Source organism: Campylobacter sp. JMF_14 EL1 (genome assembly GCF_027737585.1).
Taxonomy (GTDB): domain Bacteria; phylum Campylobacterota; class Campylobacteria; order Campylobacterales; family Campylobacteraceae; genus Campylobacter_B.
In genome coordinates this window covers 16,572-41,169 of the sequence record NZ_JAOVTW010000001.1, presented here as the reverse complement: position 1 = coordinate 41,169, position 24,598 = coordinate 16,572, and the positions used below count along the sequence as shown (strand labels likewise).

Annotated in this window: 31 protein-coding genes and 1 tRNA gene; 13 read left to right on the top strand and 19 right to left on the bottom strand. The window is 40.6% G+C overall.

The genetic code is table 11. The features are described 5' to 3' along the window. Position 1 precedes the first annotated feature (1 nt). Both OFN73_RS00230 and OFN73_RS00225 read left to right on the top strand, forming a co-directional pair. Entirely contained in the window at positions 2-1,282 is a 1,281-nt protein-coding gene (locus tag OFN73_RS00230) for a hypothetical protein (protein ID WP_270861711.1), read from the top strand. After that, on the top strand, positions 1,282-2,322 hold the full coding sequence (locus OFN73_RS00225) for a hypothetical protein (RefSeq protein ID WP_270861710.1): 1,041 nt from the start codon (positions 1,282-1,284) through the stop codon (positions 2,320-2,322). Before OFN73_RS00230 ends, OFN73_RS00225 begins: the two co-directional genes overlap by 1 nt. Before the next feature lie 50 nt (positions 2,323-2,372). Here OFN73_RS00225 and OFN73_RS00220 read toward each other — a convergent pair whose 3' ends face one another. Further along, the gene (locus OFN73_RS00220) at positions 2,373-3,134 is read right to left on the bottom strand and encodes a pyridoxine 5'-phosphate synthase (RefSeq protein ID WP_270861709.1); all 762 of its coding nucleotides are present in this window, start codon (positions 3,132-3,134) and stop codon (positions 2,373-2,375) included. 55 nt (positions 3,135-3,189) lie between these two features. Here OFN73_RS00220 and OFN73_RS00215 point away from each other — a divergent pair, with 55 nt between their 5' ends. From OFN73_RS00215 to OFN73_RS00185, 7 genes are all read left to right on the top strand, one after another. Further along, positions 3,190-4,233: a Ppx/GppA phosphatase family protein gene (locus tag OFN73_RS00215; RefSeq protein WP_270861708.1), complete on the top strand. Its 1,044-nt coding sequence runs from the start codon at positions 3,190-3,192 to the stop codon at positions 4,231-4,233. A gap of 50 nt (positions 4,234-4,283) precedes the next feature. Then, positions 4,284-4,724, top strand: a complete 441-nt coding sequence (locus OFN73_RS00210; RefSeq protein ID WP_270861707.1) for a GatB/YqeY domain-containing protein — start codon at positions 4,284-4,286, stop codon at positions 4,722-4,724. Between the two features lie 148 nt (positions 4,725-4,872). Further along, on the top strand, positions 4,873-5,136 hold the full coding sequence (gene groES / locus OFN73_RS00205; RefSeq protein ID WP_270858878.1) for a co-chaperone GroES: 264 nt from the start codon (positions 4,873-4,875) through the stop codon (positions 5,134-5,136). Between the two features lie 11 nt (positions 5,137-5,147). After that, positions 5,148-6,785, top strand: a complete 1,638-nt coding sequence (gene groL, locus OFN73_RS00200; RefSeq protein WP_270861706.1) for a chaperonin GroEL — start codon at positions 5,148-5,150, stop codon at positions 6,783-6,785. Positions 6,786-6,929: 144 nt separating this feature from the next. Then, positions 6,930-7,256, top strand: coding sequence for a hypothetical protein (locus tag OFN73_RS00195; protein WP_270858876.1), 327 nt, complete (start codon positions 6,930-6,932; stop codon positions 7,254-7,256). Positions 7,257-7,297: 41 nt separating this feature from the next. After that, positions 7,298-7,600, top strand: a complete 303-nt coding sequence (locus tag OFN73_RS00190) for a DUF4298 domain-containing protein (RefSeq protein ID WP_270861705.1) — start codon at positions 7,298-7,300, stop codon at positions 7,598-7,600. Between the two features lie 2 nt (positions 7,601-7,602). Next, positions 7,603-8,265, top strand: a complete 663-nt coding sequence (locus tag OFN73_RS00185; RefSeq protein ID WP_270861704.1) for a tetratricopeptide repeat protein — start codon at positions 7,603-7,605, stop codon at positions 8,263-8,265. Between the two features lie 48 nt (positions 8,266-8,313). On the opposite strand, the gene OFN73_RS00180 is transcribed toward OFN73_RS00185, so the two are convergent. The 14 genes from OFN73_RS00180 to murA all read right to left on the bottom strand — a co-directional run bounded on the left by OFN73_RS00180 (position 8,314) and on the right by murA (position 19,670). Next, positions 8,314-9,120, bottom strand: coding sequence for a M48 family metallopeptidase (locus tag OFN73_RS00180; RefSeq protein ID WP_270861703.1), 807 nt, complete (start codon positions 9,118-9,120; stop codon positions 8,314-8,316). Continuing rightward, positions 9,113-9,583, bottom strand: coding sequence for a YbjQ family protein (locus tag OFN73_RS00175; RefSeq protein WP_270861702.1), 471 nt, complete (start codon positions 9,581-9,583; stop codon positions 9,113-9,115). Before OFN73_RS00175 ends, OFN73_RS00180 begins: the two co-directional genes overlap by 8 nt. Positions 9,584-9,586: 3 nt before the next feature. Beyond that, the gene (locus tag OFN73_RS00170) at positions 9,587-9,928 is read right to left on the bottom strand and encodes a YbjQ family protein (RefSeq protein ID WP_270861701.1); all 342 of its coding nucleotides are present in this window, start codon (positions 9,926-9,928) and stop codon (positions 9,587-9,589) included. Positions 9,929-9,982: 54 nt separating this feature from the next. Next, entirely contained in the window at positions 9,983-11,152 is a 1,170-nt protein-coding gene (locus OFN73_RS00165; protein ID WP_270861700.1) for a pyridoxal phosphate-dependent aminotransferase, read from the bottom strand. After that, positions 11,149-11,622 carry a hypothetical protein gene (locus OFN73_RS00160; RefSeq protein ID WP_270861699.1) on the bottom strand — a complete coding sequence of 158 codons (474 nt, stop codon included), beginning with the start codon at positions 11,620-11,622 and terminating at the stop codon, positions 11,149-11,151. Before OFN73_RS00160 ends, OFN73_RS00165 begins: the two co-directional genes overlap by 4 nt. Positions 11,623-11,634: 12 nt before the next feature. Further along, positions 11,635-12,330 (bottom strand): serine O-acetyltransferase, encoded by a 696-nt coding sequence (gene cysE / locus OFN73_RS00155; protein WP_270861698.1) that lies wholly within the window; start codon positions 12,328-12,330, stop codon positions 11,635-11,637. A 9-nt stretch (positions 12,331-12,339) separates the two neighbouring features. Then, positions 12,340-14,175 carry a biosynthetic arginine decarboxylase gene (gene speA, locus OFN73_RS00150; RefSeq protein WP_270861697.1) on the bottom strand — a complete coding sequence of 612 codons (1,836 nt, stop codon included), beginning with the start codon at positions 14,173-14,175 and terminating at the stop codon, positions 12,340-12,342. Next, complete coding sequence (hisS, locus tag OFN73_RS00145) at positions 14,172-15,413, bottom strand: histidine--tRNA ligase (protein WP_270861696.1); 1,242 nt, start codon at positions 15,411-15,413, stop codon at positions 14,172-14,174. Before hisS ends, speA begins: the two co-directional genes overlap by 4 nt. Further along, positions 15,406-16,035 (bottom strand): dTMP kinase, encoded by a 630-nt coding sequence (tmk, locus tag OFN73_RS00140; RefSeq protein ID WP_270861695.1) that lies wholly within the window; start codon positions 16,033-16,035, stop codon positions 15,406-15,408. The genes hisS and tmk overlap by 8 nt, the downstream gene beginning before the upstream one ends. Continuing rightward, positions 16,035-16,508, bottom strand: coding sequence for a pantetheine-phosphate adenylyltransferase (coaD, locus tag OFN73_RS00135; RefSeq protein WP_270861694.1), 474 nt, complete (start codon positions 16,506-16,508; stop codon positions 16,035-16,037). The genes tmk and coaD overlap by 1 nt, the downstream gene beginning before the upstream one ends. Next, positions 16,505-17,065 carry a UbiX family flavin prenyltransferase gene (locus OFN73_RS00130; protein ID WP_270861693.1) on the bottom strand — a complete coding sequence of 187 codons (561 nt, stop codon included), beginning with the start codon at positions 17,063-17,065 and terminating at the stop codon, positions 16,505-16,507. Before OFN73_RS00130 ends, coaD begins: the two co-directional genes overlap by 4 nt. 31 nt (positions 17,066-17,096) lie before the next feature. Next, a tRNA-Gly gene (locus OFN73_RS00125) sits at positions 17,097-17,171 on the bottom strand. 61 nt (positions 17,172-17,232) lie between these two features. Further along, positions 17,233-18,405: a molybdopterin molybdotransferase MoeA gene (locus OFN73_RS00120; RefSeq protein ID WP_270861692.1), complete on the bottom strand. Its 1,173-nt coding sequence runs from the start codon at positions 18,403-18,405 to the stop codon at positions 17,233-17,235. After that, positions 18,402-19,670, bottom strand: coding sequence for a UDP-N-acetylglucosamine 1-carboxyvinyltransferase (gene murA / locus OFN73_RS00115; protein WP_270861691.1), 1,269 nt, complete (start codon positions 19,668-19,670; stop codon positions 18,402-18,404). Before murA ends, OFN73_RS00120 begins: the two co-directional genes overlap by 4 nt. Positions 19,671-19,792: 122 nt before the next feature. Between murA and OFN73_RS00110 the strand changes: the two genes are divergently transcribed. From OFN73_RS00110 to OFN73_RS00095, 4 genes are read left to right on the top strand one after another with little or no spacing between them, the layout of a single operon-like run. Beyond that, on the top strand, positions 19,793-20,446 hold the full coding sequence (locus tag OFN73_RS00110; protein ID WP_270861690.1) for an NlpC/P60 family protein: 654 nt from the start codon (positions 19,793-19,795) through the stop codon (positions 20,444-20,446). A gap of 19 nt (positions 20,447-20,465) precedes the next feature. Beyond that, complete coding sequence (locus OFN73_RS00105; RefSeq protein ID WP_270861689.1) at positions 20,466-21,041, top strand: rhomboid family intramembrane serine protease; 576 nt, start codon at positions 20,466-20,468, stop codon at positions 21,039-21,041. Positions 21,042-21,074: 33 nt separating this feature from the next. After that, entirely contained in the window at positions 21,075-21,563 is a 489-nt protein-coding gene (locus tag OFN73_RS00100) for a SixA phosphatase family protein (RefSeq protein WP_270861688.1), read from the top strand. Positions 21,564-21,585: 22 nt separating this feature from the next. Beyond that, entirely contained in the window at positions 21,586-22,068 is a 483-nt protein-coding gene (locus tag OFN73_RS00095; RefSeq protein WP_270861687.1) for a flavodoxin domain-containing protein, read from the top strand. Positions 22,069-22,132: 64 nt separating this feature from the next. Here OFN73_RS00095 and OFN73_RS00090 read toward each other — a convergent pair whose 3' ends face one another. From OFN73_RS00090 to OFN73_RS00075, 4 genes are all read right to left on the bottom strand, one after another. Next, positions 22,133-22,618, bottom strand: coding sequence for a hypothetical protein (locus tag OFN73_RS00090; protein WP_270861686.1), 486 nt, complete (start codon positions 22,616-22,618; stop codon positions 22,133-22,135). A 96-nt stretch (positions 22,619-22,714) separates the two neighbouring features. Then, a complete protein-coding gene (locus OFN73_RS00085) occupies positions 22,715-23,194 on the bottom strand; it encodes a hypothetical protein (protein ID WP_270861685.1) in 480 nt (159 codons plus the stop codon). A gap of 411 nt (positions 23,195-23,605) precedes the next feature. Then, complete coding sequence (locus OFN73_RS00080) at positions 23,606-24,334, bottom strand: alpha/beta fold hydrolase (protein ID WP_270861684.1); 729 nt, start codon at positions 24,332-24,334, stop codon at positions 23,606-23,608. Further along, on the bottom strand, positions 24,324-24,548 hold the full coding sequence (locus tag OFN73_RS00075) for a prevent-host-death protein (protein ID WP_442867895.1): 225 nt from the start codon (positions 24,546-24,548) through the stop codon (positions 24,324-24,326). The genes OFN73_RS00080 and OFN73_RS00075 overlap by 11 nt, the downstream gene beginning before the upstream one ends. Positions 24,549-24,598 lie beyond the last annotated feature (50 nt).

Genomic DNA, 24,598 nt, shown 5'->3' with positions numbered 1-24,598 from the left:
TATGTTGGATAAAAATAGATTAATTTTTAAAAAATTTGTCTTTTTTGTGATATTTGTTTTAGTTATAGTGCCGTTTGGATTTTTGTTTTTCAAATACTTTGTGCAAGAAAACGAGCAAAATAACGAAAAAATCTATGAAAGACAAATTCCTATAAATCCTGCAACAAAAGATGATATTTTAAATACAAAAAATGAAATTGAAACCATAAAAAAAGAGTTAGAAAGTTTAAGTAAAAACACAAAAGAAAACAAAACAATTTATACCAAAATTTACAACAAAGAGCTAATTGCAAATTCAGTCCAAGTCCATTTTCACCCACGAGAATTTACGCAAATAGGCGATATTTTATATGTTTCAGGTAGCAACAAAGATGGCTTTGCTGTAATTGATATTGCCAATCCCGATGATATACAGCCACTTGGATTTTTCAAATACAAACACAACGGTCGCATTGCAAGTATTGATTTGGCGCCATCTAGTGATGGTAAATTTATCATTATGGCAGATCCAGAAAGTGGAATTTACAAAATCGATACAACAGATTTTGCCAATATGCAAATCGTGTCGTCTTATCCGATTTATACTGCACACAGAGTGATATTATCAAACGATAATCAAACAGCATTTGCTATGAGCAATAATGGACTTATTAGCTTGGATATCCAAAACGATATCATTAAACTCGATGAATATCACGCAGGCGCAGATTTAAACGGAAATTCGTATGTTGATAGCGAAAATTTCCACATGAAATTGATGATTAACCTCCAAGAAATCGCAAATGGTGATTTGCAATTCATCAATAATTATGAAATTTTATTTATGACATACGGTGGAGCTTATATTTTTGATGTCTCAAATCCAAACAACATAAAATGCGTCAAGCAAAATTTACAAAACAAATCTTCACCGTGGAAGATGAAAATTTCAAAAGACGGCAAAAAAGCGTATTATGCAGAAATAGGTAAATTTGTTATTTTTGATATCGATAAATTTGAGATTATACAGACTTTTGGAGATAAATACCGTTTTATGTATCAAGAATTTGGCATTTTGGAAAATTTAGATCTTTTTTATTTTTATGTTTCGCATTATGATGTAGGAGATGAATACGAAAGCGAGGCACTCGAATTACTCAATTCAAATAACGAAGTCTTAAAAACATATCTTTTTCCACAAGCATACGCTTCTCATATCGCATTATCCGATGACAAACAAAGATTTTTTGTCGGATTTTTGGGCGGTAGAACATATTATGTAAGCGCAGTTAGCATAAGATAATGAAAGATCAAAACAAAAAATTTGGGCTAATTTTGTTATCTATTTTGGCTGTTATGGCTATTTTGATAACTAATTTTTTCTCGTTTTATAGTAATCAAATTGCAATACAAAAGCAAAAAGAGCAAGAATTAAAACAAAAGGAGATTGAGCAAAAAATCATAGTTTTAAAACAAAAAGAAACAGAAAAATTGCAAAAAAAAATCTTTTGGAACCAAAAACGATATTCTTATAGTTCTATTAAAAGTATAATATCAAACGATGAAGGCTACGAGATTATCACAGATTATGAAAATGGCGAAGAAAAAACAATCAAACTAGACAAAATCGGAAATCAAATTTCTATTTCAACCAAAAAAATCTCAAAAAATTTTCAATTTCCTAAAATTTTTGATATTCTCAGATTATGCGACGATACACGCATTGATATAAAATCCAAAAAATTGTTTAGACAAAATGTTTTGATAAAAAGCCTGAATTTAGATAAAGAATTTATTGTAGATGACGCTATTTGCCAAAATAATCATATTTTGCTTCTTGCACACAAATATACCGCGCCAAATAAATTTTTTCCATACCTAATAGTTTATGATAAAAATTTTAATCAAATTTTACAAAAACAACTCGCTTTATTTGTGCCTGAAAATAGAGTTCATGGACAGTTTGCAAAATTTAAAATAGCCAAATTTAAAAACGGTTTTTTGTTGATTACATTTTTGGAAAGATTTGATGATGAAACGGAAGGCAGATTTGATTTTAAAGAATTTGATCTAAACGGAAATCTACTAAATGAAATTAAAAGTAGTGCTTATCCACCAGATACCAAAATAAACTGCACTGCAAATATAGATAATGGTGTTTTGATTGGTGGCGAAAGTTATTATAATGACATCTCGCAAAAAATCTTAAATCACGAGATTATAACCGAAGGTTTTAGCAAAAAAGAGGCAATTTTGTTCAAAATCGACTTGGATATCCCACTTAACAAACAGCAAATCAAACCATTTTATGGCAAATTTGAACGAAAAGCTTGGGGTGAATAAAATTTTAAATTTAGAATAAAATTCTATAAATCAAGGTAACCTAAATTTGGCTACCTTATCACCTCTTTCATCTCTTTTATCGCATTTTCAAGCCCTACGAAAATCGCGCGCGAAATGATACTTTGACCGATATTTACGAGCGAAATTTCGCTGTTTTTTACGAGCGCAGAGACATTTTGGTAGTTCAGACCCCCACCAGCAGTTACATTCATACCTAGCCCTTTGGCATACGCGCTCATGTGGCGAAGCTTGGAGATTTCATCTTTTAACATCGATTTTAGCGTATCAAGCGGGAGATTATACGCCTTTATCGCATGTGGCGTAAAAGCTAAATTTGACCTAATCGTCGCAAACAACGCAGAGTATGTGCCGGTGCGAAGCTCGATCGAGCGGACATTAAAATCATTTGCCATGTCGATTACTTCGCGCACAGGCTCGATAAACAGCCCCACGCGCACGCCCGAGTGTTGCAAAAACTCGATATCGCTCGCAATTTGCTCAGAGTGCAGATTTAGCCCACAATCCTCGCCAGAGTGTGGCACTAGCGTGATACGATATGGTTTAGCCTTGACCAAAATCTCCAAAAGCTCGCTCCCACCGCTACACTCGACATTTACAGGCACCTTTGAGTGGCGCACGATATCGGCGATATCATCTTCGTTGATATGGCGTCGATCCTCGTGTAAATGAAGTGTGATTTGATTTGCACCCGCGCTGATTGCGGTGTATGCCGCCATCAAGATATCAGGGTCGTTCATCGCCCGTGCCTCGCGCAAAACCGCGACATGATCGATATTTACTCCAAGTAGCATTTTAACTCCTAAGAAAATTTTCGCTATTATAACCAAAAAAGGTAAGGAGAAATTTATGGTTTTAGGCTTTGATTTGGGCTCGAATACACTGCGCGCATGCGTGATGAAGCGCGCTGGGGTGGGCTTTGAGATAGTTAAATCTAGCGAGCGCATAGTCGGCTCGGCTAGGGGATTAGTGGCAAACAAACCTTTGCAAAATGACGCCAAAGAGCGTATTTGGCGGGCTTTGGGCGAAATTTTAGAAGAACTTTCGGATTTGATTTATGAGCGAAATTTAGAGATTTTGGATAGTTGTGCTAAAAATTTAGAGAGCGGGGATACCTGCGCGCGAAATTTGGATTTTGATGATACTTGCGCGCGAAATTTTAAAAATGCCAAATTTAGCCTGCCTTACGCCGCTGTGGCGACGGAAGCCTTTCGTGTCGCCAGCGATAGCGTAGAATTTTTCGAAAAACTTTACAAAGAATTTTGCGTAAAATTTAGCATAATCGACGGCGAAAGAGAGACAAATTTGACCAGGCTTGGTATCGAAAACAGACTTCAAATTTTAGGTATCAAAGCGCAAAATGCCGTCAGTATCGACCTTGGTGGGGCTAGCACAGAGATAAGCAGTGCTAAATTTGGACAAAGCTTTAAATTTGGCATTGTGAGATTTTGTAACGAAAATCCTGAAATTTTACAAAAATTTAATTACGCCAAATTTAGCCAAATCGCAAGAGAACAGACAAGAAGCGCAAGGGAGTTTTTGCGCAGTTTTGGTGCAGGAAAAATCGTGCTCACAAGCGGTGTGCCAACCACGATAAGCGCCCTTAAATTGGGAATTTGTGCCAAAGATTACGACGCAGACAAAATCAATGGAAGCGTTTTGAGATTTAGCGATTTTGCTGGGGCAATAGGGCAAATTTTGAAATTCTCAAAGCGCGAAGCCGATGAGGCAATGGGCGAAAATAGGGCGGAGGTTATCGTGGCTGGGGCGCTACTTTTAGAAGCGATTTTGAGCGATTTTAGCGGTAGCGGCGCGGATTTTATAGTCGTTGATGATGGATTACGAGAGGGCGTGTGTATAAATTTAATGCAAAATTTGGCGATTAAGAATTAAATTTTAAAACCAAAAATAGTATCATACCCAAATTTTATCAAGGAGAAAAAATGGTAAGAGAGCAAATTCTAGAAGATATCAAAACCGCTATGAAATCCGGTGATACGGTGCGCAGAGACGCTTTGCGTATGCTAAATTCTACGCTTAAACAAATCGAAGTTGATGAGAGAATTACGCTAAGCGATGAGAGGGTTTTTAGTGTTTTGCAAACCGAAATCAAGCGCAGAAACGAAAGCGCAGCGCAATACAAGACCGGTGGGCGCGAGGATTTAGCGCAAAAAGAGCTTGGCGAGGCCGAAATTATCGGCGCGTATCTGCCAAAACAACTTAGCGATGACGAGCTTAGCGCGGCTTTGAGCGCACTGCTTGGCGAGCTTGGCGCAACGAGTGCCAAAGATATGGGGCGCGTGATGAAAGCCGCAAAAGAAAAATTCGGCGCCAGTGTCGATGGCAAACGCCTAAGCGAAGCGGTAAAATCGGCTTTAAACTAAAATTTAAAATTCGCAATTTAGGCTAAAATTTAAGCAAAATTTTAGCCTAAAACTATTGACAAAAAATCAAATTTTGCATATAATCTAGCACTCAAAGATACAGAGTGACAACTTTTAGAAAATCAAAACTAATTTAGAAAGGACGAAAATGAATTTTCAACCACTTGGAAAACGCGTTTTAATCGAGCGCGAGGAAGAGACCAAAACCACAGCTAGCGGTATCATTATCCCAGATAACGCTTCAAAAGAAAAGCCATCAACTGGCAAAATCGTGGCTGTCGGCACAGAGTGCGATAGCGTAAAACTTGGCGATGTTGTAGCGTTCGCAAAATACGCTGGCGCGGATATCACAATCGATGATAAGAAATATCTTATCTTAAATTTAGAAGATGTTTTAGGAATACTTAAATAAAAGGAATCAAAATGGCAAAAGAAATTTTTTTCTCAGACGAAGCTAGAAACAAACTTTACTCAGGCGTAAAAAAACTAAACGACGCAGTTAAAGTAACAATGGGACCAAGAGGTCGCAATGTGCTTATTCAAAAAAGCTTTGGCGCACCTGCTATCACAAAAGACGGCGTAAGCGTAGCAAAAGAGATCGAGCTTAAAGACACTCTCGAAAACATGGGCGCAAGCTTGGTTAGAGAGGTCGCAAGTAAAACTAACGACGAGGCAGGCGACGGCACAACTACTGCGACAGTGCTAGCTCACGCGATTTTCAAAGAGGGCTTACGCAATGTAACAGCTGGCGCAAATCCTATCGAAGTAAAACGCGGTATGGATAAATTTAGCGCAGCCGTAATCGAAGAGCTAAAAAAATCTGCAAAAGCAGTAAGTGGCAAAAAAGAGATCGCCCAAGTCGCTACAATCTCAGCTAACAACGATGAGAGCGTGGGTGATTTGATTTCTGAGGCTATGGAAAAGGTCGGCAAAGACGGCGTAATCACAGTCGAAGAAGCAAAATCAATCAACGACGAGCTAAATGTGGTCGAGGGTATGCAGTTCGACAGAGGCTATCTAAGCCCATATTTCATCACAAACCCTGAAAAAATGCTAGTAGAGCTTAGCTCACCGCTAATTTTACTTTTCGATAAAAAAATTACAAATTTAAAAGATTTGCTTCCGGTTTTAGAGCAAGTGCAAAAAACAGGCAAACCACTTCTAATCATCGCAGAGGATATCGAGGGCGAAGCGCTTGCGACTTTGGTCGTAAATAAACTTCGTGGCGTGCTAAATATCTCAGCGGTAAAAGCCCCTGGATTTGGCGATAGAAGAAAGGCAATGCTAGAAGATATCGCTATCCTTACAGGCGGAACAGTCGTAAGCGAAGAGCTAGGCAGAACGCTAGAAAGCGCAAATATGGCTGATCTTGGTCAGGCTGAGCGTATCGTAATCGACAAAGACAACACTACAATCGTAAATGGCGTAGGCGAAAAAAGCGCAATAGATGCTAGAATTGCACAAATCAAAGCTCAAATTTTAGAGACAACAAGCGATTATGATAAAGAAAAATTGCAAGAACGCCTTGCAAAACTAAGCGGTGGCGTAGCCGTAATCAAAGTAGGCGCAGCAACCGAAACTGAGATGAAAGAGAAAAAAGATCGTGTCGATGACGCACTAAATGCAACAAAAGCAGCTGTCGAAGAGGGTATCGTAATCGGCGGTGGCGCTGCGCTAATCAAAGCTAGCAAAAATGTCAGCCTAGATCTAAGTGGCGATCAAAAAATCGGCGCAGATATCGTCAAACGAGCTCTCTATGCTCCACTTCGCCAAATCGTAGAAAACGCTGGATATGACGCAGGCGTAATCGCAAACGCAGTCGAAAACGCAAGCGATGAGGCGCAAGGCTTTAATGCTGCAAGTGGCGAATTTACAAATATGTATAGCGCTGGAATCATCGATCCGCTAAAAGTAGAGCGCGTAGCTTTGCAAAATGCGGTTTCAGTCGCTAGCATGCTACTAACCACAGAAGCGACAGTCAGCGAAATCAAAGAGGACAAACCAGCTCTTCCTCCAATGCCAGATATGGGTGGCATGGGCGGTATGGGCGGTATGATGTAAGCTTGCCTAGCGCAAATTTAAAAGGCAAATTTAAGAGGGGCAATTCCCTCTTAAATTTGCAAAATTTATTCTATTTCTCGCTATAATCTTATTAAATTTTTAATTCTTTTTTTGTAAAATCAAGGCTTTTTAAAAGGAGAAAATATGAGAAGTCAAATTTTAAATTCCTTTGTTATTTTTGCCGTTTGTTTAGGGCTAGCAGGGTGTGTCCAAAACAAGCCAAAACCGCGCGTGGAGCCATATCCGATAGTCAAAGACAGCTCCAAACAACCGCCTAAAAAAACAAAAAGAATTAAGAAAAAACAAAACGCCTCCAAACAAGATAGCACGAAAAAACCTATCGCGCAAAATTCAGAGAAGCGTTGGGTTGTGGATATCGACTCTCTAAAAAGAGAAGAGCCACCAGCTACGGAAAAAAAGCCAAAGGTGGATAATGGCACTCCTCGCAAATACACTGTCCCGGTAGAATAAATTTAGGCTAAGCGATAAAACGAGTAGAGCGAGTAGAGCAGATGAGCGAGGTTTTGGCAAAAGTGCAAAGATGCCTAGACGCATTTGAACTCGCCCTTGATGAGTATAAAAATTCGCAAAAACTTATCAAAAAACTTAGCAGATATTATTCTAGTAAAATTTGGCTAAGTGATTACGAGGCTGATGAGAGCGGTAAAATACCGCGCGAAATAGGTGAGGGTGAGAGCTTTCGTGCAATCAATCGCGGTGCGCTAAGCGAAGATGGGATTTACAACGCTATTTGGCTAAACAAACGCCTAGCGCGCGATATGAAAAAATTATCAAATTTGATTTGTAAGGAATAAAAATGAACAAAAAATATGTTTTTATCTTGGTTTTGCTAGCGCTCTGCGCTGTGGGAGCGCTTTTGGGCGTGGCTAAAAAAGACGAGCTTAAATGCTACGCAAAAGATGCTCAAAGCTGCCTAAATGTCGGTATGAAATACTTCGAAAACAGCCACGACCCAGTAGCGCAAAAGTATTTCAAAAAATCTTGTGATTTAAAAAGCGCGTATGCGTGCTACAATCTAGGCGTTATGTTTGACAACGGCTTTGGCGTGGCTAAAATGGAGCCAGAGGCGATTAGGTATTATACCAAAGCCTGCGATAGTGGCTACGCCCCAGCATGTGTAAATTTAAGCTACATTTACTACGACAGCTCAGTTTATAGCAACACAACCCAAGCTATCGAATTAGCCAAAAAAGCTTGCGATTTAGGCGAGGGAAGCGGGTGCTATAATCTAGGGTTTTATTATCTAAAAGGCAACGCATACCGCCAAAACATACCAGAGGCCATAGCTAGCTACGAAAAAGCCTGCGATCTAAACTACGCCCCAGCGTGCGGACTAATCGGAAATATGTTTGCCAAAGGCGAGTATTTGCAACAAAACAATCAAAAAGCCATAGCTTTTCACCAAAAAGCCTGCTCTCTTGGCAACGAAAAAAGCTGCGCACTCTTCAAAAAACAATAAATTTAGCTAAATTTCAACGGCGTTAAATTTGCAAATTTAACGCCAAATTTATCTTTTAAATTTCACTACTTCGCTTAAATTTTCATTGAGTTTGATTGTATTTTGCGTGCCAAAATTTGATGATTTTATCGCGTCAATGCGCTTTTGCAAAAGTGGGTGCGATTCAAAAAGATTGATAAAGGTATCGCTATCACCAAGCTTTTTTGCGCTAGCGAAAAACTCATCTGCACCGCCGATATGCCCATAAGCGCAGTTTAAAATCCTAAGCGCCTCGCTATCGGCAGCGGCTTCTTGCGAGCGCGAGTATTTGCCAGCAATCGCTCCGCCTAAAATTTGGCTTAGTCTCTCATCGCTAAAACCGAACAAAATCGCCATTACAGCGCCATTTCCTAGACCTTTTATGTGATCGCGGTGCTTAAAATGCGCTAGCTCGTGGGCTAAAACAAAGGCTAGCCCATTTTCGCTTTTAATATGCGAAAAAAGCCCGGTATTAACCGTGAGTGCGCCATTTAGGGCTGCGCTTGCGTTTGGGATTTTGCTTTCGTTTATCACGATGAAATATTCGTTTTTGACCTTGGCGCATGAATTTAGCCGTGAGGTTAGGGTGCGGATTTGCCTGACGAGCTTCTCGTGTTTTGGCTCGATTACACGCTCGCTTTCACTGGCTTTGAAAATTTTATACTCTTTGCCCTCTGGGATAAATTTCACAGCCACGCCCACGAAAATATTTAGCGCGAAAAACGCGCACGCGATAACTGCGACAAGCCCCACGCCAAGGGCTAGGAAATTTATAGCATGATTTTCTTTGGAATAATTTTGTTCGCCCTCGTTTTGCGAGAGAATAAATTTAGCCATTGAAATTCGCCTGTTTTGGCTCTTTGGCGTAATAAATCGCCGTAGCGTAGGCTAGGATTTCCACGCTTCCGACATTTTTCGTGGTTTGATTTATCGAGCTTGTTTCTATGCGCAAATTTATAATCTCGTCCGCGCCCAAGGCCTTTTCTTTTAGCCTAATCACAGCCTCGCGTCTAGCGCGGTCTAGCAGGCTTTCATACGGCACAACATCGCCACCGAAAAAATTTATCACGCTGGCGTAAATTCGCTTGAAATAATCAATACTTATAACCACATTTCCGCTTACAAATCTCACCCTTTCGATTTTGCCCGAATTTAGCAATGGGTGTTTTGAGTTTGTGGTGGGTATGTGTAAAAACAGAGTCTCTTTTTTGCGAATTCTAGCGAAATGGCGCACCTCAGCTTGCTTGCCAAAGATATATCCAACCCCAAGCAAAATAAGAAATATTATAATATCGCTCATAGCTTACCTTGCCAAAACTGCCGTGCCATAGACATAAATTTCACTCGCACCAGCCGCAACCGAACTAGTGGAAAATCGCAAATTTACAATCGCATTTGCCCCCATGGCTCTGGCCTGAGAGCACATGCGCTCGATTGCTTGTTCGCGCGATTCTTCGAGTAGCTCGGTATATCCTACTAGCTCGCCACCTACGATATTTTTCAGGCTCGCCATGATATCGCGTCCGAAGTGCTTAGCTCTGACTGTGCTTCCACTCACCACGCCGAAAACCTGCTCGATCTCTTTTCCAGGGATTGTCTCTGTATTTACCAAAGTCATCATAAGTGAATTTTTAAAATTTGCCATATTTTCTCCCAAATTTTACAAAATTTGCGAAATTTTAAATTTCGCAAATTTAGCTTATTTATAATTTTTCACAAATTCTGCTATGCGCGCGATTCCCTCTTTTATCTCGTCCATTGAGCAAGCATAACTAATCCTAAAATGCTCGTCCATACCAAATCCCACGCCCGGCACGGTCGCTACAAGTGCCTCATCTAGCAGTTTTGTGCAAAATTTCATGCTATCTTTTTCTACCTTGGCGCAGTTGATAAATAGATAAAACGCGCCGTCAGGTTTGACTACGCTAAGACCATCTATCGCATTTATCGCATCTACGGCGTAATCACGGCGTTTTTGATACTCTTTATTCATCATAGCGATATACTCATCGGCCTTGCCTTCTAGCACAGCCACGGCACCTGCTTGGACTATGCTTGAAATATTGCTCGTGCTTTGGCTTTGAAGTTTTTTCATAGCTTTGTTTAGCTCGTCGTTCGCACACGCTGTATAGCCAAATCTCCACCCAGGCATTGCGCCACATTTGCTAAGGCCATTTACGGTGATAGTGCGATTAAACATATCCTCGCTGATACTTGCACAAGCTACAAATTCTTTATCAAAAATTATTTTTTCGTAAATTTCATCTGCGATTACAGCGATATCTGTGCCTTTTAGCACCTCAGCGATCGCCACCAACTCATCTTTGCTATACACAGCTCCTGCTGGATTTGACGGAGAGCAAAGGCTAAGCGCTTTCGTGCGTGGAGTGATAGCTGCTTTTAATTCATCTGCTGTGATTTTGTATTTATTTTTTGGCTTTGTGTCGATTATGACAGGTTTGCCGCCGCAAAATTTAACAATCTCAGGATATGTTACCCAAAATGGCGCTGGCACTATAACCTCGTCACCATCATCTATCAAACATGAAAAAATATTAAAAAGCGAGTGTTTTGCCCCTACATTTGTGATGATTTGGCTAGGTTTGTAATCCAGGCCATTATCGCGTTTTAGTTTGTGTGCGACTGCATTTAAAATTTCATTTGTTCCAGGGATTGGAGTGTATTTGCCACAACCCCTCTCCATAGCCTCGATTACTGCGTCTTTCGCAGCTTGTGCAGTATCGAAATCAGGCTCGCCTGCGCTAAAAATAATCACATCTTTTCCACTAGCTTTAAGCTCTTTTGCGCGTGTGCTAATGGCGATTGTTAGGCTTTCGCTTAGTCTGTTTATGCGTGAAGCAAGTTTCATTTTTTCTCCTTTTGGTGTGTTTTTAAACAATCATAAATCATCTCTTTGACGCTGAAAGTTTCGTCTTTGCCTTCGTAGTTTGCGGTATTGTAAATATCACTTATCTTGCAATCATCTTCACCGCACTCTAATTTATAGATTATTTTTTGACTTTCTGGCGTCCAACCTTTGCAAATTTGCTCCACCTCTACATCGCCAAATTTTGAAATTTCAAATTTATATTCTGGGTTATCGCAAACATCTTGCCCAGAGATTGTAGGAGCATAATCTAGGCAACCAATCTCTCCGTTTGCGAATTCCTCATCTTTCAAAAATGCGATTTTTAAAGAATTTGTGCAAATTTCGCCACAAATTTTATCAAAATTTTCTTGATTTTGATATATTTTTTTAACTGTTTCTATTTTAAGATTATTAAATTCCCCAGCGTTTAACGCACCGCAAATTCCAAGCAAAATCAAAATTTTTCTCATTATTCCCCCTAATTATTTAAGTGATTTTAGATAGTTTTCATACTCTTGGTTGATCTCTTTTTCTTTGTCGCAGAGATTTTTATCGCCATTTTGTATGCAATCTTCTAAAATTTCAATTCGTTTGATTAGATATTTCATCAGCTCTTTGTTGATATCTGGGAGTTTGTTATGCGCTAGCGGATCGCTGTCGCACTCGCCTAAAATCCTAGCTGGCACGCCCACAGCTGTGGAGTTTGCGGGGACATCTTTTATCACGACAGAATTTGCGCCGATTTTAGAGTGCGCTCCGATTGTGATATTGCCTAAAATTTTCGCCCCGGCTCCCACGACTACGCCGTTTTCTAGGGTAGGGTGTCGTTTGCCCTTTTCCAAGCTAACGCCACCTAGGGTTACATTTTGATAAATCAAACAATTATCGCCGATAATCGCCGTCTCGCCGATAACCAAACCAGCCGCATGGTCAAAAAACACGCCACTGCCGATTTTCGCCCCTGGGTTGATATCCACAGCGGTGATTAAGCGCGTAATGCCTGAGATTATGCGCGCGATAAGGCGAAATTTGCGCTCATAAAACCAGTGTGCGAAACGATAATTTATCAGCGCCCACACACCCGGATAGCAAAAAATCACCTCAAATACGCTATTGCACGCCGGATCTTGGCGAGATGGCTCGGTAAAATCGTGTTTTATAGTTTGCCAAAAAGTCATAATCCCGCCTTATTGGATAGTTTTTAAATAGCTATTATCGTTTAGGAACAAATACAGCTCGCCTAGGACATGCTTTTTCTCTTTTTCTGAAAGCAATGGCGAGTTTGCGATTCGTTCATTTAGGCTCTCTCTGATATCGACTACATCATAATCCATATCATCTAAAATATCAATGACAGATTGCGACTCGATAAAATCCGTAATCTCAAATCCGCCGTCTTTTAAAATCACGGTTGCCTCATTTGGGTGAGCGAAGAGGTTGTGATTCATACCAAGCACCTCTTGATACGCCCCGACTAAGAAAAATCCGAGGAAATACTCTTCTTCTTCTGGGTCGATATCGTGCAAAAACAAAGGATTATGCTCTTTATCAAATGTAATCTCGCCGTCGCTATCGCAGGTGATATCCCACAGCGTAGCTGAAAGCGTAGCGCGCTCGTCGAGGTGTTCGAGTGGCATGACTGGGAAATGCTGTTTAATGCCCCAAAAATCAGGCAAGGATTGGAAAAGTGAGAAATTTACCAAATACCGCTCTTGCGCGTTTCCGAGTGAATTTAAGAAATTTCCATACTCTTGCTTATTTCCCAAAAGCGCATAAGCCTTGCGCACGACTAGATGCACCAAAATTTCGCCATTTGAGCGATCTGTGAGATCTACATAGCCCAAATCAAATAGCGTCAGCACGCTTTCCATGTGCGCCATAGCGTCATGCAGGTATTCAAGGGCGTTTGAGGGCTTTAACGAAGTATAAAGATCGTAAAGCTCGGTGATGACTGGCGGATTTTCCTTTTTCAAAGCCAGTTTGGCCTCTGTGTATTCTTGGGTAAAAAGCTCCAAAACAGGCGCGACCAGCACAGCGTGGCTAGCTGCGACATAACGGCCACTTTCGATGAAAATGTTTGGTTCAACCTCGTTCTTATCCTGTGCGATTGATTTTAAAAGGAAAACAACATCGTTTGCGTATTCTTTGAGGGTGTAATTTCTGCTGAAATTTTCCTTCACTTGCGAATATTCTATCGCCAAACCACCGCCTAAATTTATCGAATTTAGATTTATAGCGCCCATTTTGCGAAGTTCGGCGTAGATGTTTCCAGCCTCGACTAACGCCTTTTTGAGCGGGTGAATTTCAGTGATTTGCGAACCGATATGGAAATGAATCATCGTAAATTGCTCGATTAGATTATTTTTTTTGAGCAAATTTACAGCCTCGATTAACTCGGTCGAAGTAAGGCCAAATTTGGAGTTTATTCCGCCACTTTTGACCCAAATTCCGCTACCTGAGTTATGAAGCCTTATGCGAAGCCCGATAAATGGCTTTGGCGCAAAGCGCTCTTTGGCGGTTTCGATTATGGTTTTTAGCTCGTTTAGCCCCTCGATTGTAAGCGTGATATTATGCCCCATCTCAGCGGCGATAAAGCCGATATTGATAAGCTCTTTGTCCTTAAAGCCATTTACGGTGATTGGCGCGTTGTCGTTATTATACGCCATGGCTAGAAGCAATTCTGGCTTAGATCCAGCCTCCAAGCCATACCCGTAAGGCTTGCCGATTTCGACCAAATTTTTCACAAATCCTGGGAATTGATTTACTTTGAGCGGATAGACGGCGTTAAATTTGCCTTTGTAGTCAAATTCTTTTATCGCGCGGTTGAAATTCGAGTAAATTTCGACAATTTGTTTTTTGATAAGGTGCGGAAAACGAAGCAAAATAGGGCCTCTAATGCCATCAGCCCTGATTTCTTTAACCATATCGACAAGAGGCTGTTTGAAGTCAGAATTCACGCACAACTTGCCAGAATCAATGACGAAATTTGAATTTCCCCAAATATTTAGTCCATAATCGTTCATACTCTATCCTTAAAAAAGTCTTCGATTTCGTTAAATTTAACCATGTCTTGGCTTTTATCCTCTAAATTTTTGCACCATACGCTAGCGTTTTTAAACTCATCTTCGCCGATACATAGGCAAAATTTAGCCATTTTTGAATCTGCGCTTTTTAGGTGTTTTTGTAAATTTTTTGGCTCGTATGCGATATGAGTTTTGGTGATTGCGCGCAGTTTTTGTCCGATAGCAAACGCACAAGGCACGATTGCTTCGTCCATTGCGCCGATGTAAATTCCATTGCGAGAGTTAGGGGTTTCTTTTAATTTTAAAATTTCGATTAGCCTTTCAATTCCTATCGCAAAACCCACGCCAAATGTGCTTTTGCCACCCAAAAACTCGACTAGTCTATCGTATCTGCCGCCGCCACCGACTGCGCTTTGTGCGCCAAGCTCACTGCTGACGAACTCAAATGCGGTTTTGCAGTAATAATCTAGCCCTCTAACCAATCGTTTGTCGATTTCGAAATTTAGCCCATTTGCAAGCAAAATTTCTTGCAATTTTTCAAATTCGCCTTTACACTCATCGCTTAGATTATCGGTGATTAGCGGAGCGGTGGCGAGCTCGCTTTGGCAGGCTTCGTTTTTGCAATCAAGCACGCGGATTGGGTTTGTGATAATGCGCCTTTTGCAATCCTCGCAAAGCCTATCCTCGCGCTCATTTAAAAATTTGATTAGTTTGTTTTTATACTCTGGCATGCACGAGCTATCGCCCAGGGAGTTTAGTTTGAGCGTGGTTTTTACGCCTAGTTTGCGCAAAATTTCGGCTAAAAGCAAAATCACGCTCGCGTCCTCATACACGCTTCCCTCGCCAAAACACTCTACGCCAAATTGGTGAAATTCGCGTAGTCTGCCTCGTTGCGGGCGTTCGTAGCGAAACATCGAGCCGGTGTAGTAAAATTTGCGCACGCCACCAGCCTTGTCAAATTTATTCTCGATAAATGAGCGAACGACCCCAGCCGTGCCCTCTGGGCGCAAGCAGACGCTATCGCCACTTTTATCGCTAAACTCATACATTTCTTTGCCGACTATATCGCTACTCTCGCCCACGCTTCGGCGAAATAGGGCAGTTTGTTCGAGTTTTGGGGTTTCGATTAGCTCAAATCCATAATTCCTCGCCACACTTTCACACACACGCACGATTTTTGCGAAAAGTTCGGCTTCATAGCCCATTAGGTCGTTCATACCACGCAGTGCTTTAATCATCTATAAATTCCTTTATTTTTTTTGTTATTTTATCAATATCATCGTTTGCATTGACGATTAAAAAATTTAATTTTAGCTTTTGTAAGGTAAATTTTATCTTTTCTTGCACCCTAAGCAGATACTCCACGCCACGAAGCTCGATTTTATCGTATCCCGCGCGAGTATTTAGCCTAGAAATCAAATCATCTTTACCAATCTCAAAAAATACAAATTTACCATAAATTTCACCACCAAGCGCGATTTTATTTAGCATTACAAGCTCGTCAAATTTAGCGTTTTCATCGTTGGCTAGGGCGTAAGCGATACCTGAGATGAAGCTTCTATCACTTAGGATTAGATTGTGCGAATTTGGCAAAATAACCTTCTCATGGTGCTCGGCGCGATCAGCTAAAAACAAAAACATCTCGGCAGTTTTTGAGATACTTCCGCAAATTTGACCTAAATTTATGTGATTATCGCCGTTAAATTTGAAATTTTCGTTTAAAATTATACTACGCAAAATTTCGCCAAACCTCGTAGCACCCGGTTCTTTGGTAACTATCGCACCAGGATAAATTTCTGCTAGGCGCGATATTTGCGTGCTTTTGCCAACTCCGTCAATCCCTTCGAAGGCTACAAACATCAATTTTCCTTTTTAAGCAGTGGCAAAATTTGCTTTGGCACAAACTGCGAAACATCGCCGTCGTGGCGCAGTATCGTGCGAACCATAGAGCTCGAAATAAAGGCGTTTTTCAGGCTTGGCATCAAAAACACACTCTCAAATTTATTCCATAACGATGTATTTGTGTAGCTAAGCTGTAATTCGTATTCGAAATCGCTCACCGCGCGCAGTCCCCTAATGCAAAAATTCGTGCCGTGTGATTTAGCGAAATCGACTAGCAGGTTCGAAAACGGCTCAACTTTGACATTTTTTAGATCGCTAAGGGCAAGCCTTGTCATCTCTAAGCGCTTTTCTAGCGAAAAACAAGGGCTTTTGCTCTCGCTAAGCGCGATTGCGACGACGACCTCGTCAAAAAGCCCGAGCGCGCGTTTGATTACATCTAAATGACCATTTGTGATAGGATCAAAAGTACCAGGATAGATACATTTTCTCATTTTTGCCACCTTTTAAAGAGATTGTTTGCCACGCCCATAGCGTCGCACCATTTGCCGATTATGAAATTTTGCATATCTTCTAAATTTTTCGCACCGCTGTATCCGCCGATAATGGGCGGAGCGATGATGACGCCGAGATTTGCTAACTCGCTCATTGAACGAAGCGAAATAGGCGAAAGGGGCATTTCGCGCACGCCAAGGATTAGTTTTTTGCGCTCTTTTAGCGCGACGGCTGCTGCGCGAGTGCTAAGAGTATCGGCGATACCTGCGTGAATTTTCGCTAATGAGTTGATAGAGCAGGGGGCAAAAATCGTAGCATCTATGCCAAACGAACCAGACGCCACACTCGCGCCGATATCGCTATCATCGAAGAATTTCACAGCTTGATTTTCGTTAATGAAATTTGCAAAATTTATATTATTTTCGGATTTTAAGACGACTTTTGCATTTTCGCTTATGATTGCGTAAATTTCGTTTGGCGTGGTCGATAAAAATTTGATTAAATTTAACCCAATTTCGCAAAAACTAGCACCGCTTACACAAACTAGGATTTTCATAAGCAAACTTTTTGATTTGGATTTAAAAAAGTGGAGCGGGAAACGAGAGTCGAACTCGCGACATCAACCATGGCAAGGTTGCGCTCTACCACTGAGCTATTCCCGCACGAAGTAAAAAAGAACTTGGATTTTAGCTTAAAATTTCTCATTTGTCAATACCATTTTGCTTAAATTTCATAAATTTTTACAATTTCGCCATTTTTTTGCTCGCATTGCTCAAATTTTGAAAGCATAAAATGCGTCGCCCCGCATAGTGGCTTAATCATAGCCGAGTTTGATTTTATCGGCGTAAAATAGCCGTTTTCATACACGCCTAGGCTTAAATTTATGCGATTTGGGCGAAATTTTAGCTCACCATTAAATTTGGCTAAAATTTCACGCGCCTTAAAATTTTCACCAACCATTTTTTTAAGCACCGGTAAGATTATGATTTTTGCTAGAATAAACGCCGCTAGCGGGTTTCCTGGCATTACAAAAACAAGCTTTTTGCCCGCATGGTAGCATTTAATCGGCTTTCCTGGCTTTATGTCGATATGCTCAAACACTGGGCTAAATCCAAGCTCGCACAAAATTTGCGCCATGAAATCAGCCTCGCCCATACTTGCCCCACCGCTTGTGATTATCACATCATAGCTTTGCGCTGCGTTTTTTAGGGCTTCTCGCACTGCGTCCGCTTCGTCTTTGATAATTCCAAGATAGTCGTTTGCGAAATTTTCACTCTGCAAAAGTGCGCAAATTCCACTTGCGTTTGCGTTGTAAATTTCGCGCTCATTTGCGCTTTCCCACGGCTCTTTTAACTCATCGCCACTCGAAAGCACGGCGATTTTTGGCGTGGTGCGTACGGGGATTTCATTTATGCCTTGCGCTGCTAAAAGCATGATTTTAGCAGCATTTATCCGCTCTCCTGCGCTAAGTAACACCTCGCCCTCGCGCACTTCCTCGCCCATTTTGCGAAGTCCATCGCCTGCTTTTGCGATAGCTGGAATTTGCAAAAACCCGTCCTTAATGTACGCGTCCTCTACGCGAAGCACGCTGTTTGCGCCCTTTGGCATAGGTGCGCCTGTCATTATTTTTTGCGCTTGATTTGGCGAAATTTCATAAAATTTTTGATCACCAGCAAAGATAGTTGGCTCTACGATTTGCAAACTCTCGCCGATTTTTTCGCTGTTATACGCATAGCCATCAAGTGCGCTATTATCGAAGCTTGGCACATTTTTTCGCGCTTTTATATCTTGCGCTAAAATAGCCCCAAGAGAGCGTGAAATTTCAATCTTTTTTTCGCCAAAAAGACCTAAATTTTGCCTAAAAATCAACTCCAGCGCAGTGTTTATATCAATCATTCTTCTAGCCTTAGAATTTGCGCGCCTAGTGCGCTAAATTTAGCCTCCAAGCTCTCATATCCGCGGTCTAAGTGATATATGCGATGCACGCGCGTAATGCCACTTGCTGCAAGAGCAGCTAAAACAAGAGCCGAGCTAGCGCGCAAATCCGTCGCCATGACATCTGCGCCTGCGAGTTTGCCACCATTGATTGTAGCGATATTGCCGTTTAATTTGATATCTGCGCCCATGCGGTTTAGTTCGCTCACATGCATAAAGCGATTTTCAAACAGCCTTTCCTCGACCGTGCTAGTGCCCTGCGCGACGCAGGTTAGCGCCATAAACTGCGCTTGCATATCGGTTGGAAAGCCTGGGTATTCGGTAGTGATGATTTTGGTCGCTTTGATTTCGTCTGCTGGCAAAATGGTGATTTTAGAGTCGTTACCGCTGCCTGAAATTTCAAATTTAAATCCCATATCCTCAAATTTCGCTAGCACAGCGCCCAAATGCGCAGGATTTACGCTTGTAACGCTAATTTTTGAGTTCGTTATCGCCCCAGCGCATAGATATGTCCCAGCCTCGATACGATCGGGGATTACAGTGATTTTATTGATATTTAAAAGTTCGCCCGCTGTGCCTGTGATTTTAAGCTCGTCAGTGCCGATTCCTTCGATTTTTACGCCAGCACTGGCTAGGGCTTCGCACACAGCCACGACCTCTGGTTCTTTGGCGGCGTTGATTATGCAAGTCTCCCCATGCGCTAACGCGGCCGCCATTACGACATTTTCGGTGCCTGTAACGGTGATTTTATCAAACGAAATATTCGCACCCTTTAATGCGCCCTCGCACACGACATAGCCTTCTTCGATTTTTACCTGTGCGCCCATTTTTTCGACTGCTTTTAGGTGCAAATCAATCGGCCTTGCCCCTATCGCACATCCGCCTGGCATGCTAACTTCTGCCTTACCAAAACGCGCTAACAATGGACCAAGAACTAAAATCGAAGCGCGCATTTTGCGCACGATGTCATAAACTGCCTTAGTTGAGTTTATCCCTCTTGGATCAATTATGGCGGTGTGAGCGTCTAGATACTCGCATTTTGCGCCTAAATTTGCCAAAAGCTGGATTAGGGTTTTGATATCTGAAACATCTGGTAAATTTTTAATTGTGACTGGGTTTTTGGATAGTATAATTAGCGCGATTAGCGGTAATGCCGCGTTTTTGGCGCCTGAGATTTTTATTTCGCCACTAAGCTTGGCTTCGCCTTTGATTTGTAAATAGTGCATTTTCTCTCCGTTTTGATTGCAAAAATTTCGCCGTGATTATACATAAATTTGCTTTAAAATTACTATTTTATTACATTTGGTTGCTAAAATGAAAACACATTTTGTATTTTTTAAGGTAGTTTATGAAAAAAATTTTTGCTTTATTTTTAGGGGCGTTTTTGATGAGTGGCTGCTCGTGGCTGGCTCCGTTTTCATCGCCTGCAAACCCCACTACGCAAGGGGATTATGAGGTTTATGAAGATAACTCTGGCTCATCGCAAATCCCAGGAAATACCTACAACGCTACGCTAATTTCATGGGTCGATAAATACACCGGAACCAAGGTAGGCGGGGATTGTAGCGGGTTTATCACAGCGCTAAATTCTAAAAACAAAGAGATTTTTTTCAACTCAAAAGAGCTGCCTAAGTATTTCACAAACGGCAGAAAATCACAAGCGATTTATAATTACTACAAAAAACGCGACCTAATCGCGCACAAAAACCCGCGAGTAGGGGATTTGATATTTTTCCAAAACACCCTTCAATCAAACAAAAAACGCATAAATAACGAAATCAGCCATATCGGCGTGATCCGCGAAATTTACGCAGACGGCAGGATAAAATTCGTGCATAATTCGCGCGGTAGAAACAAGGTCGATTTTGTAAATTTAAACAAAAAAAATACTCACAAAAACGGCAAAAAAATCGAAAATAGCTATATCGTGCGCTGCGGAAGCAACAAAGTTTCTTGCCTAGCTTCAAATCGCTTCGCAGGATATGGTCGCGTAAAACAATAAATTTAGGAAATTTATGCAAATGGCAAATTTCGGACAAAGGGCGAATTTCGGGCAGGCAGGCAAGGTCACGCTAGCTATCATCATCGCAAACTGCGTGCTTTTTGTCCTAGCAAATTTAATCCCAAATTTGGGCGCGTATTTGGGGCTAAATTTGCTATTTTTTGACGGATTTTTTTGGCAAATTTTATCATCATTTTTCATGCACGCTGGAATTGCGCATTTGGCGATGAATATGGCTGTGCTGTATCAGTTCGGCTCTATTTTAGAGCGATTTTTCGGTAGTGTTAAATTTACGATTTTATATTTCGGGCTTGGAATTTTTACAAATTTAATCTGCCTGATTTACATTTTTTGCGCTTACAAATTTATGGGACAAAATATAAATTTAATCGGCGCAAGTGGCGTAATTTGCGCGCTTTTGGGCGTGATTTTGTGCTATGAGAGGCAAAATTTAAAAAGCGTTTTGGCTATGGTTGCGCTTATTAGCTTTGCTCCGCTTTTGCTAGCTTCAAATGTAGCATGGTATGCGCATTTGATAGGGTTTGGGGCAGGGTTTGGATTCGGCAAGATACAACAAAAATTTAAAATTTTGTAAAATTTTGCGTAAAATTATACGAAAAGGAAATTTATGAAACAAATTTATTTTATCAGACACGCCAAAGCCGAGGCTTTCGCACAGACAGATTTCGAGCGCAAACTAAGCCAAAAGGGCGAAGATGACGCAGGCAGGCTAGGGGAGCTTTTGGCAAAAGAGGGCATAATGCCTGATATCATCATCGCTAGCCCTGCCAAACGCGCACTAAAAACCGCCAAAATCATAGCCAAAAATATTGGCGCCAAAGATATTTTAAAAGAAAAAAAAGAGCTTTACGACATTAGCGCGCGAGAGCTAGCAGAGTTTGTGCGCATGCTCGATGAAAAATACAAAGTGGTTTTCATAGTGGGCCACAACCCCACAATCGGCGCAGTGTGCGAGTATTTCAGCAACTCAGTAATCGAAAAATTTCCAACTTGTGCGATTTTCGGACTAGAATTTGAAGCTGAAAATTTCGCCGAGATTAGCGAGCATAGCGGGAAAGTTTTGCTTTTTGATTATCCAAATTTGCATTTAAAATAAATTTTTACAAAAGGAGAGAATTATGTCAAAATTGTTAGTTTATGCCTCAAAAAGTGGCGATACAAAGGCTGTGGCTGAGTATATCGCAGAAAAACTAGACTTTAAGATAATGGACGCAAAAGAGATTTGCCAAGCAGATATCGAGGAGGCTAGTGCGCTGATTTTAGCGGTTTCTACGCATGCTCAGGGGCAAATTTTCGCAAATTTTGAAAACAAATTAGAGCTATTAAACAGCATTGATTTAAAGGGCAAACCTGTCGGGCTCGTGGGCGTGGGAAACTGCGAACGACACGGCGATGATTTTTGTAGTGGGCTTAGTGCGTTTTTGCCGATATTGCGCAACGCAAAACTCGTAGGGCTAACAGATGCCGATGGATATAATTTTAGCTATTCAAGGGCATTTGTAAATGGGAAATTTCTAGGTCTAACTATTGATTTCAAAGGTGATGAAAACTGGAAAAATAGGGCTGATAAATGGGCTATGGCAGTAGAGAGTGAATTTTAAATTTAAACGCCGTTTTTGGCGTTTAAATTTATAAATTTTATCTCGCAAAATCTCGCAACGCGGACTATTCCGCTGCGCCGAGCGTTCGCTCTCTTTTGTCGATACTTATCTGTCCGGCGTAGAGATTGCGGTATTGGGCGTGGAGGTTGTATCCGTCGAAATCATCGTCCTTATAGACGGCCTTGTATAAATCAATCGCCTTTTTTATCCTGAAATGTAGGCTGTCGCGCGGATACTTGACATCTTTGCTATACATTTTGTTAAAAATATAATTCAGCAAGATAAACGCCTCTTTTCGCGTTAAATTTTGCTTGTTTTTGAAAAACTCTTTTTCGTCGAAAATCAACACAAAACCATAGTTAGGATCGGTGTTTTGCTCGGTTTCGTTGTAGTCAAATTTGACATAAATTTTCTCTTTGATTTGCACGAATTTCATTTCGTTGAAATCGAATTGAAAATAGTTCGGAACGCCCCTGAAATTCGAACGCCCACCAAATTGCTTTAAATATAAATTTTTGTTATCGCCGATTATTACAACATCGAAAAGCATATCAAACCTTTATCATATATATAATTCATAATTTTAATAAATTTGGGTAAAAACTCGGTAAATTTGTAAGCCAAATTTCACAATTTTCAATGAAATTTAAACTAAATTTTGCGCCAAATTTTCGCGATGATCGATACTCAAACACCCCACAAACACATTGCGATACTGCGCGTGCATGTTGAATTTATGGTCTTTTTCTTTGGTAAAATTGTAAATTTTGTTTAAAAATTCAATCGTTTTTTTTATTTTTGCGTGCAAGCTGTCGCGCGGGTATTTGACATTTTTGTCATAAATTTTATCAAAAAGATAGCTTAGCATATAAAAAATTTCTTTTTTGGAAAGGTGGGTTTTGTTGTTTATAAAAAATTTATTGTCCTCGAAAACGAGGTAAAATCCGTAGTCCAAATCAGATTTGCAACCTGTGGATTTGATAGAAAGTTTGTTGTTTAGTTTGACGAAAGACATCGCAGAAAAGTCGAATTTCAGGTAGTGCGGGACGCCGTTTAGGTTCGAGCGACCAAACCGCTTTAAATATAAATTTTTTGTATCGCCAATTAAACTGATATCAAAAAGCATGTCAAACCTTTCTCATCTGATTGGTCTAGGCATTATAGCGCAATAAATTTAATATAAAATTAGAAGCGTGATTACATTTTAGGTTTATGTATTTTTAAATTTTATTTTTAGTATTGAAAACTGCAATTTTCATTTTTACTTTTATATCCGATCTCATTATTTTAAAGTTCATCTTTTTCAATAATTGCTTGTAAAATCATAGTTGTATCCTCTCGTTTTCACTTTTGCGAATATCATTTCTAGATAAATTTTAGTAAATTTTAAATTTTCTTTAAATTTCTCTGGATTGCTTCGTCGCCTTGCTCCTCGCAATGACAATGGAAAGCGTAAAAATTTCAAATTTAAATCCACTTTGCCATGCGAGCAATGCTCGCTCGCGATGACAAATAGTGAGAAATAACTAAATTTGGATTATTTGAATTCAGCCGTGATTGTATCTGCGATGAATTTCGCGTGTTTTATGAAAAAAAAGTGATCCCCGTCAAGCGGGTAAAATTTGCTATTTTTGATGAGCGAGTGGATTTTCTCTCCGCTACCAAGCGCAGTGGCTGTATCGCTAATACCCCAAAAAATCAGCGTTTTTTCGAGTTTAATCTCGGCAAAAATCGGCTCGAAATCCTCGCGAATCACATTTTTTAGCGTCCCAAACATCTCTTCGCTCATACCAGAAGCGTCTTTGCTGGCAAAAAATCGCCAAAATTTCGCGAGCCCAATATATTTTAGGCACTTAAACACCGCAATTTTCGCCCTCACCTTCAAAGGCTTTGGCTCGATTATCCCAGCCGAGCTTAGCAAAATCAGCCTTTTTGGCGCAAGCAGTGTGGCGACCTTGCCGCCAAAACTATGCCCCATAATGGCCTCTGGTGCGCCTCCAAGCGCAGTGATAAACTCACGCATAATGCCCGCATAATCCTCGCTTGTAAGCGCAAATTTTGGTTGCGAGCTAGCGCCAAATCCGGGCAAATCTACGAAAACTAGCCTATAATTTGGGAAAAATTTCGCCTCGAAAACCCTCTGCATAAGCTCTTTTTTCGCGCCCCAGCCGTGCAAAACCAAAATATACGGCTCGACGCTTAAATTTTCGATTTCGTAGCTGATTTTGTATTCGTTGCCACCAAATTTTATGGTTTTACTGGCCATCTTGACCCTTTTTACCATAAATCGCTTTGAGTAGCTCGACTGCCTTTTCTAGGCGCTCGTATTCGCTCATGCTAAGCATTACGGCCTCAAATTTATTATTTTTGACAATCATAGCCTTTTTAATCTCTTGGCTATTTAGTTTTTTTAAAATTGAGCTAAAATTTCTCGCCATTTCCGTCGCTGTGTAAATTTCGTCTTTATTTAACATAAACAATCCTTATGTAAAATTTTACGCAAAATTTAGCGTAAAATTTTTAAATTTAG

Excerpts from the sequence above, each read along its gene's own strand:
- OFN73_RS00130 (WP_270861693.1), bottom strand. The coding sequence starts at position 17,065 with ATGAAAATCCTAGTTTGTGTAAGCGGTGCTAGTTTTTGCGAAATTGGG.
- speA (WP_270861697.1), bottom strand. The coding sequence starts at position 14,175 with ATGAACGATTATGGACTAAATATTTGGGGAAATTCAAATTTCGTCATT.
- groES (WP_270858878.1), top strand. The coding sequence starts at position 4,873 with ATGAATTTTCAACCACTTGGAAAACGCGTTTTAATCGAGCGCGAGGAA.
- OFN73_RS00090 (WP_270861686.1), bottom strand. The coding sequence starts at position 22,618 with ATGCTTTTCGATGTTGTAATAATCGGCGATAACAAAAATTTATATTTA.
- OFN73_RS00180 (WP_270861703.1), bottom strand. The coding sequence starts at position 9,120 with ATGGCTAAATTTATTCTCTCGCAAAACGAGGGCGAACAAAATTATTCC.
- OFN73_RS00160 (WP_270861699.1), bottom strand. The coding sequence starts at position 11,622 with ATGAGAAAAATTTTGATTTTGCTTGGAATTTGCGGTGCGTTAAACGCT.
- OFN73_RS00170 (WP_270861701.1), bottom strand. The coding sequence starts at position 9,928 with ATGGCAAATTTTAAAAATTCACTTATGATGACTTTGGTAAATACAGAG.
- OFN73_RS00230 (WP_270861711.1), top strand. The coding sequence starts at position 2 with ATGTTGGATAAAAATAGATTAATTTTTAAAAAATTTGTCTTTTTTGTG.
- groL (WP_270861706.1), top strand. The coding sequence starts at position 5,148 with ATGGCAAAAGAAATTTTTTTCTCAGACGAAGCTAGAAACAAACTTTAC.
- OFN73_RS00120 (WP_270861692.1), bottom strand. The coding sequence starts at position 18,405 with ATGATTGATATAAACACTGCGCTGGAGTTGATTTTTAGGCAAAATTTA.
- tmk (WP_270861695.1), bottom strand. The coding sequence starts at position 16,035 with ATGTTTGTAGCCTTCGAAGGGATTGACGGAGTTGGCAAAAGCACGCAA.
- OFN73_RS00190 (WP_270861705.1), top strand. The coding sequence starts at position 7,298 with ATGAGCGAGGTTTTGGCAAAAGTGCAAAGATGCCTAGACGCATTTGAA.
- coaD (WP_270861694.1), bottom strand. The coding sequence starts at position 16,508 with ATGAGAAAATGTATCTATCCTGGTACTTTTGATCCTATCACAAATGGT.
- OFN73_RS00215 (WP_270861708.1), top strand. The coding sequence starts at position 3,190 with ATGGTTTTAGGCTTTGATTTGGGCTCGAATACACTGCGCGCATGCGTG.
- OFN73_RS00095 (WP_270861687.1), top strand. The coding sequence starts at position 21,586 with ATGTCAAAATTGTTAGTTTATGCCTCAAAAAGTGGCGATACAAAGGCT.
- OFN73_RS00085 (WP_270861685.1), bottom strand. The coding sequence starts at position 23,194 with ATGCTTTTTGATATCAGTTTAATTGGCGATACAAAAAATTTATATTTA.
- cysE (WP_270861698.1), bottom strand. The coding sequence starts at position 12,330 with ATGACTTTTTGGCAAACTATAAAACACGATTTTACCGAGCCATCTCGC.
- murA (WP_270861691.1), bottom strand. The coding sequence starts at position 19,670 with ATGCACTATTTACAAATCAAAGGCGAAGCCAAGCTTAGTGGCGAAATA.
- OFN73_RS00210 (WP_270861707.1), top strand. The coding sequence starts at position 4,284 with ATGGTAAGAGAGCAAATTCTAGAAGATATCAAAACCGCTATGAAATCC.
- OFN73_RS00225 (WP_270861710.1), top strand. The coding sequence starts at position 1,282 with ATGAAAGATCAAAACAAAAAATTTGGGCTAATTTTGTTATCTATTTTG.
- OFN73_RS00220 (WP_270861709.1), bottom strand. The coding sequence starts at position 3,134 with ATGCTACTTGGAGTAAATATCGATCATGTCGCGGTTTTGCGCGAGGCA.
- OFN73_RS00110 (WP_270861690.1), top strand. The coding sequence starts at position 19,793 with ATGAAAAAAATTTTTGCTTTATTTTTAGGGGCGTTTTTGATGAGTGGC.
- hisS (WP_270861696.1), bottom strand. The coding sequence starts at position 15,413 with ATGATTAAAGCACTGCGTGGTATGAACGACCTAATGGGCTATGAAGCC.
- OFN73_RS00195 (WP_270858876.1), top strand. The coding sequence starts at position 6,930 with ATGAGAAGTCAAATTTTAAATTCCTTTGTTATTTTTGCCGTTTGTTTA.
- OFN73_RS00100 (WP_270861688.1), top strand. The coding sequence starts at position 21,075 with ATGAAACAAATTTATTTTATCAGACACGCCAAAGCCGAGGCTTTCGCA.
- OFN73_RS00105 (WP_270861689.1), top strand. The coding sequence starts at position 20,466 with ATGGCAAATTTCGGACAAAGGGCGAATTTCGGGCAGGCAGGCAAGGTC.
- OFN73_RS00165 (WP_270861700.1), bottom strand. The coding sequence starts at position 11,152 with ATGAAACTTGCTTCACGCATAAACAGACTAAGCGAAAGCCTAACAATC.
- OFN73_RS00175 (WP_270861702.1), bottom strand. The coding sequence starts at position 9,583 with ATGAGCGATATTATAATATTTCTTATTTTGCTTGGGGTTGGATATATC.
- OFN73_RS00185 (WP_270861704.1), top strand. The coding sequence starts at position 7,603 with ATGAACAAAAAATATGTTTTTATCTTGGTTTTGCTAGCGCTCTGCGCT.
- OFN73_RS00080 (WP_270861684.1), bottom strand. The coding sequence starts at position 24,334 with ATGGCCAGTAAAACCATAAAATTTGGTGGCAACGAATACAAAATCAGC.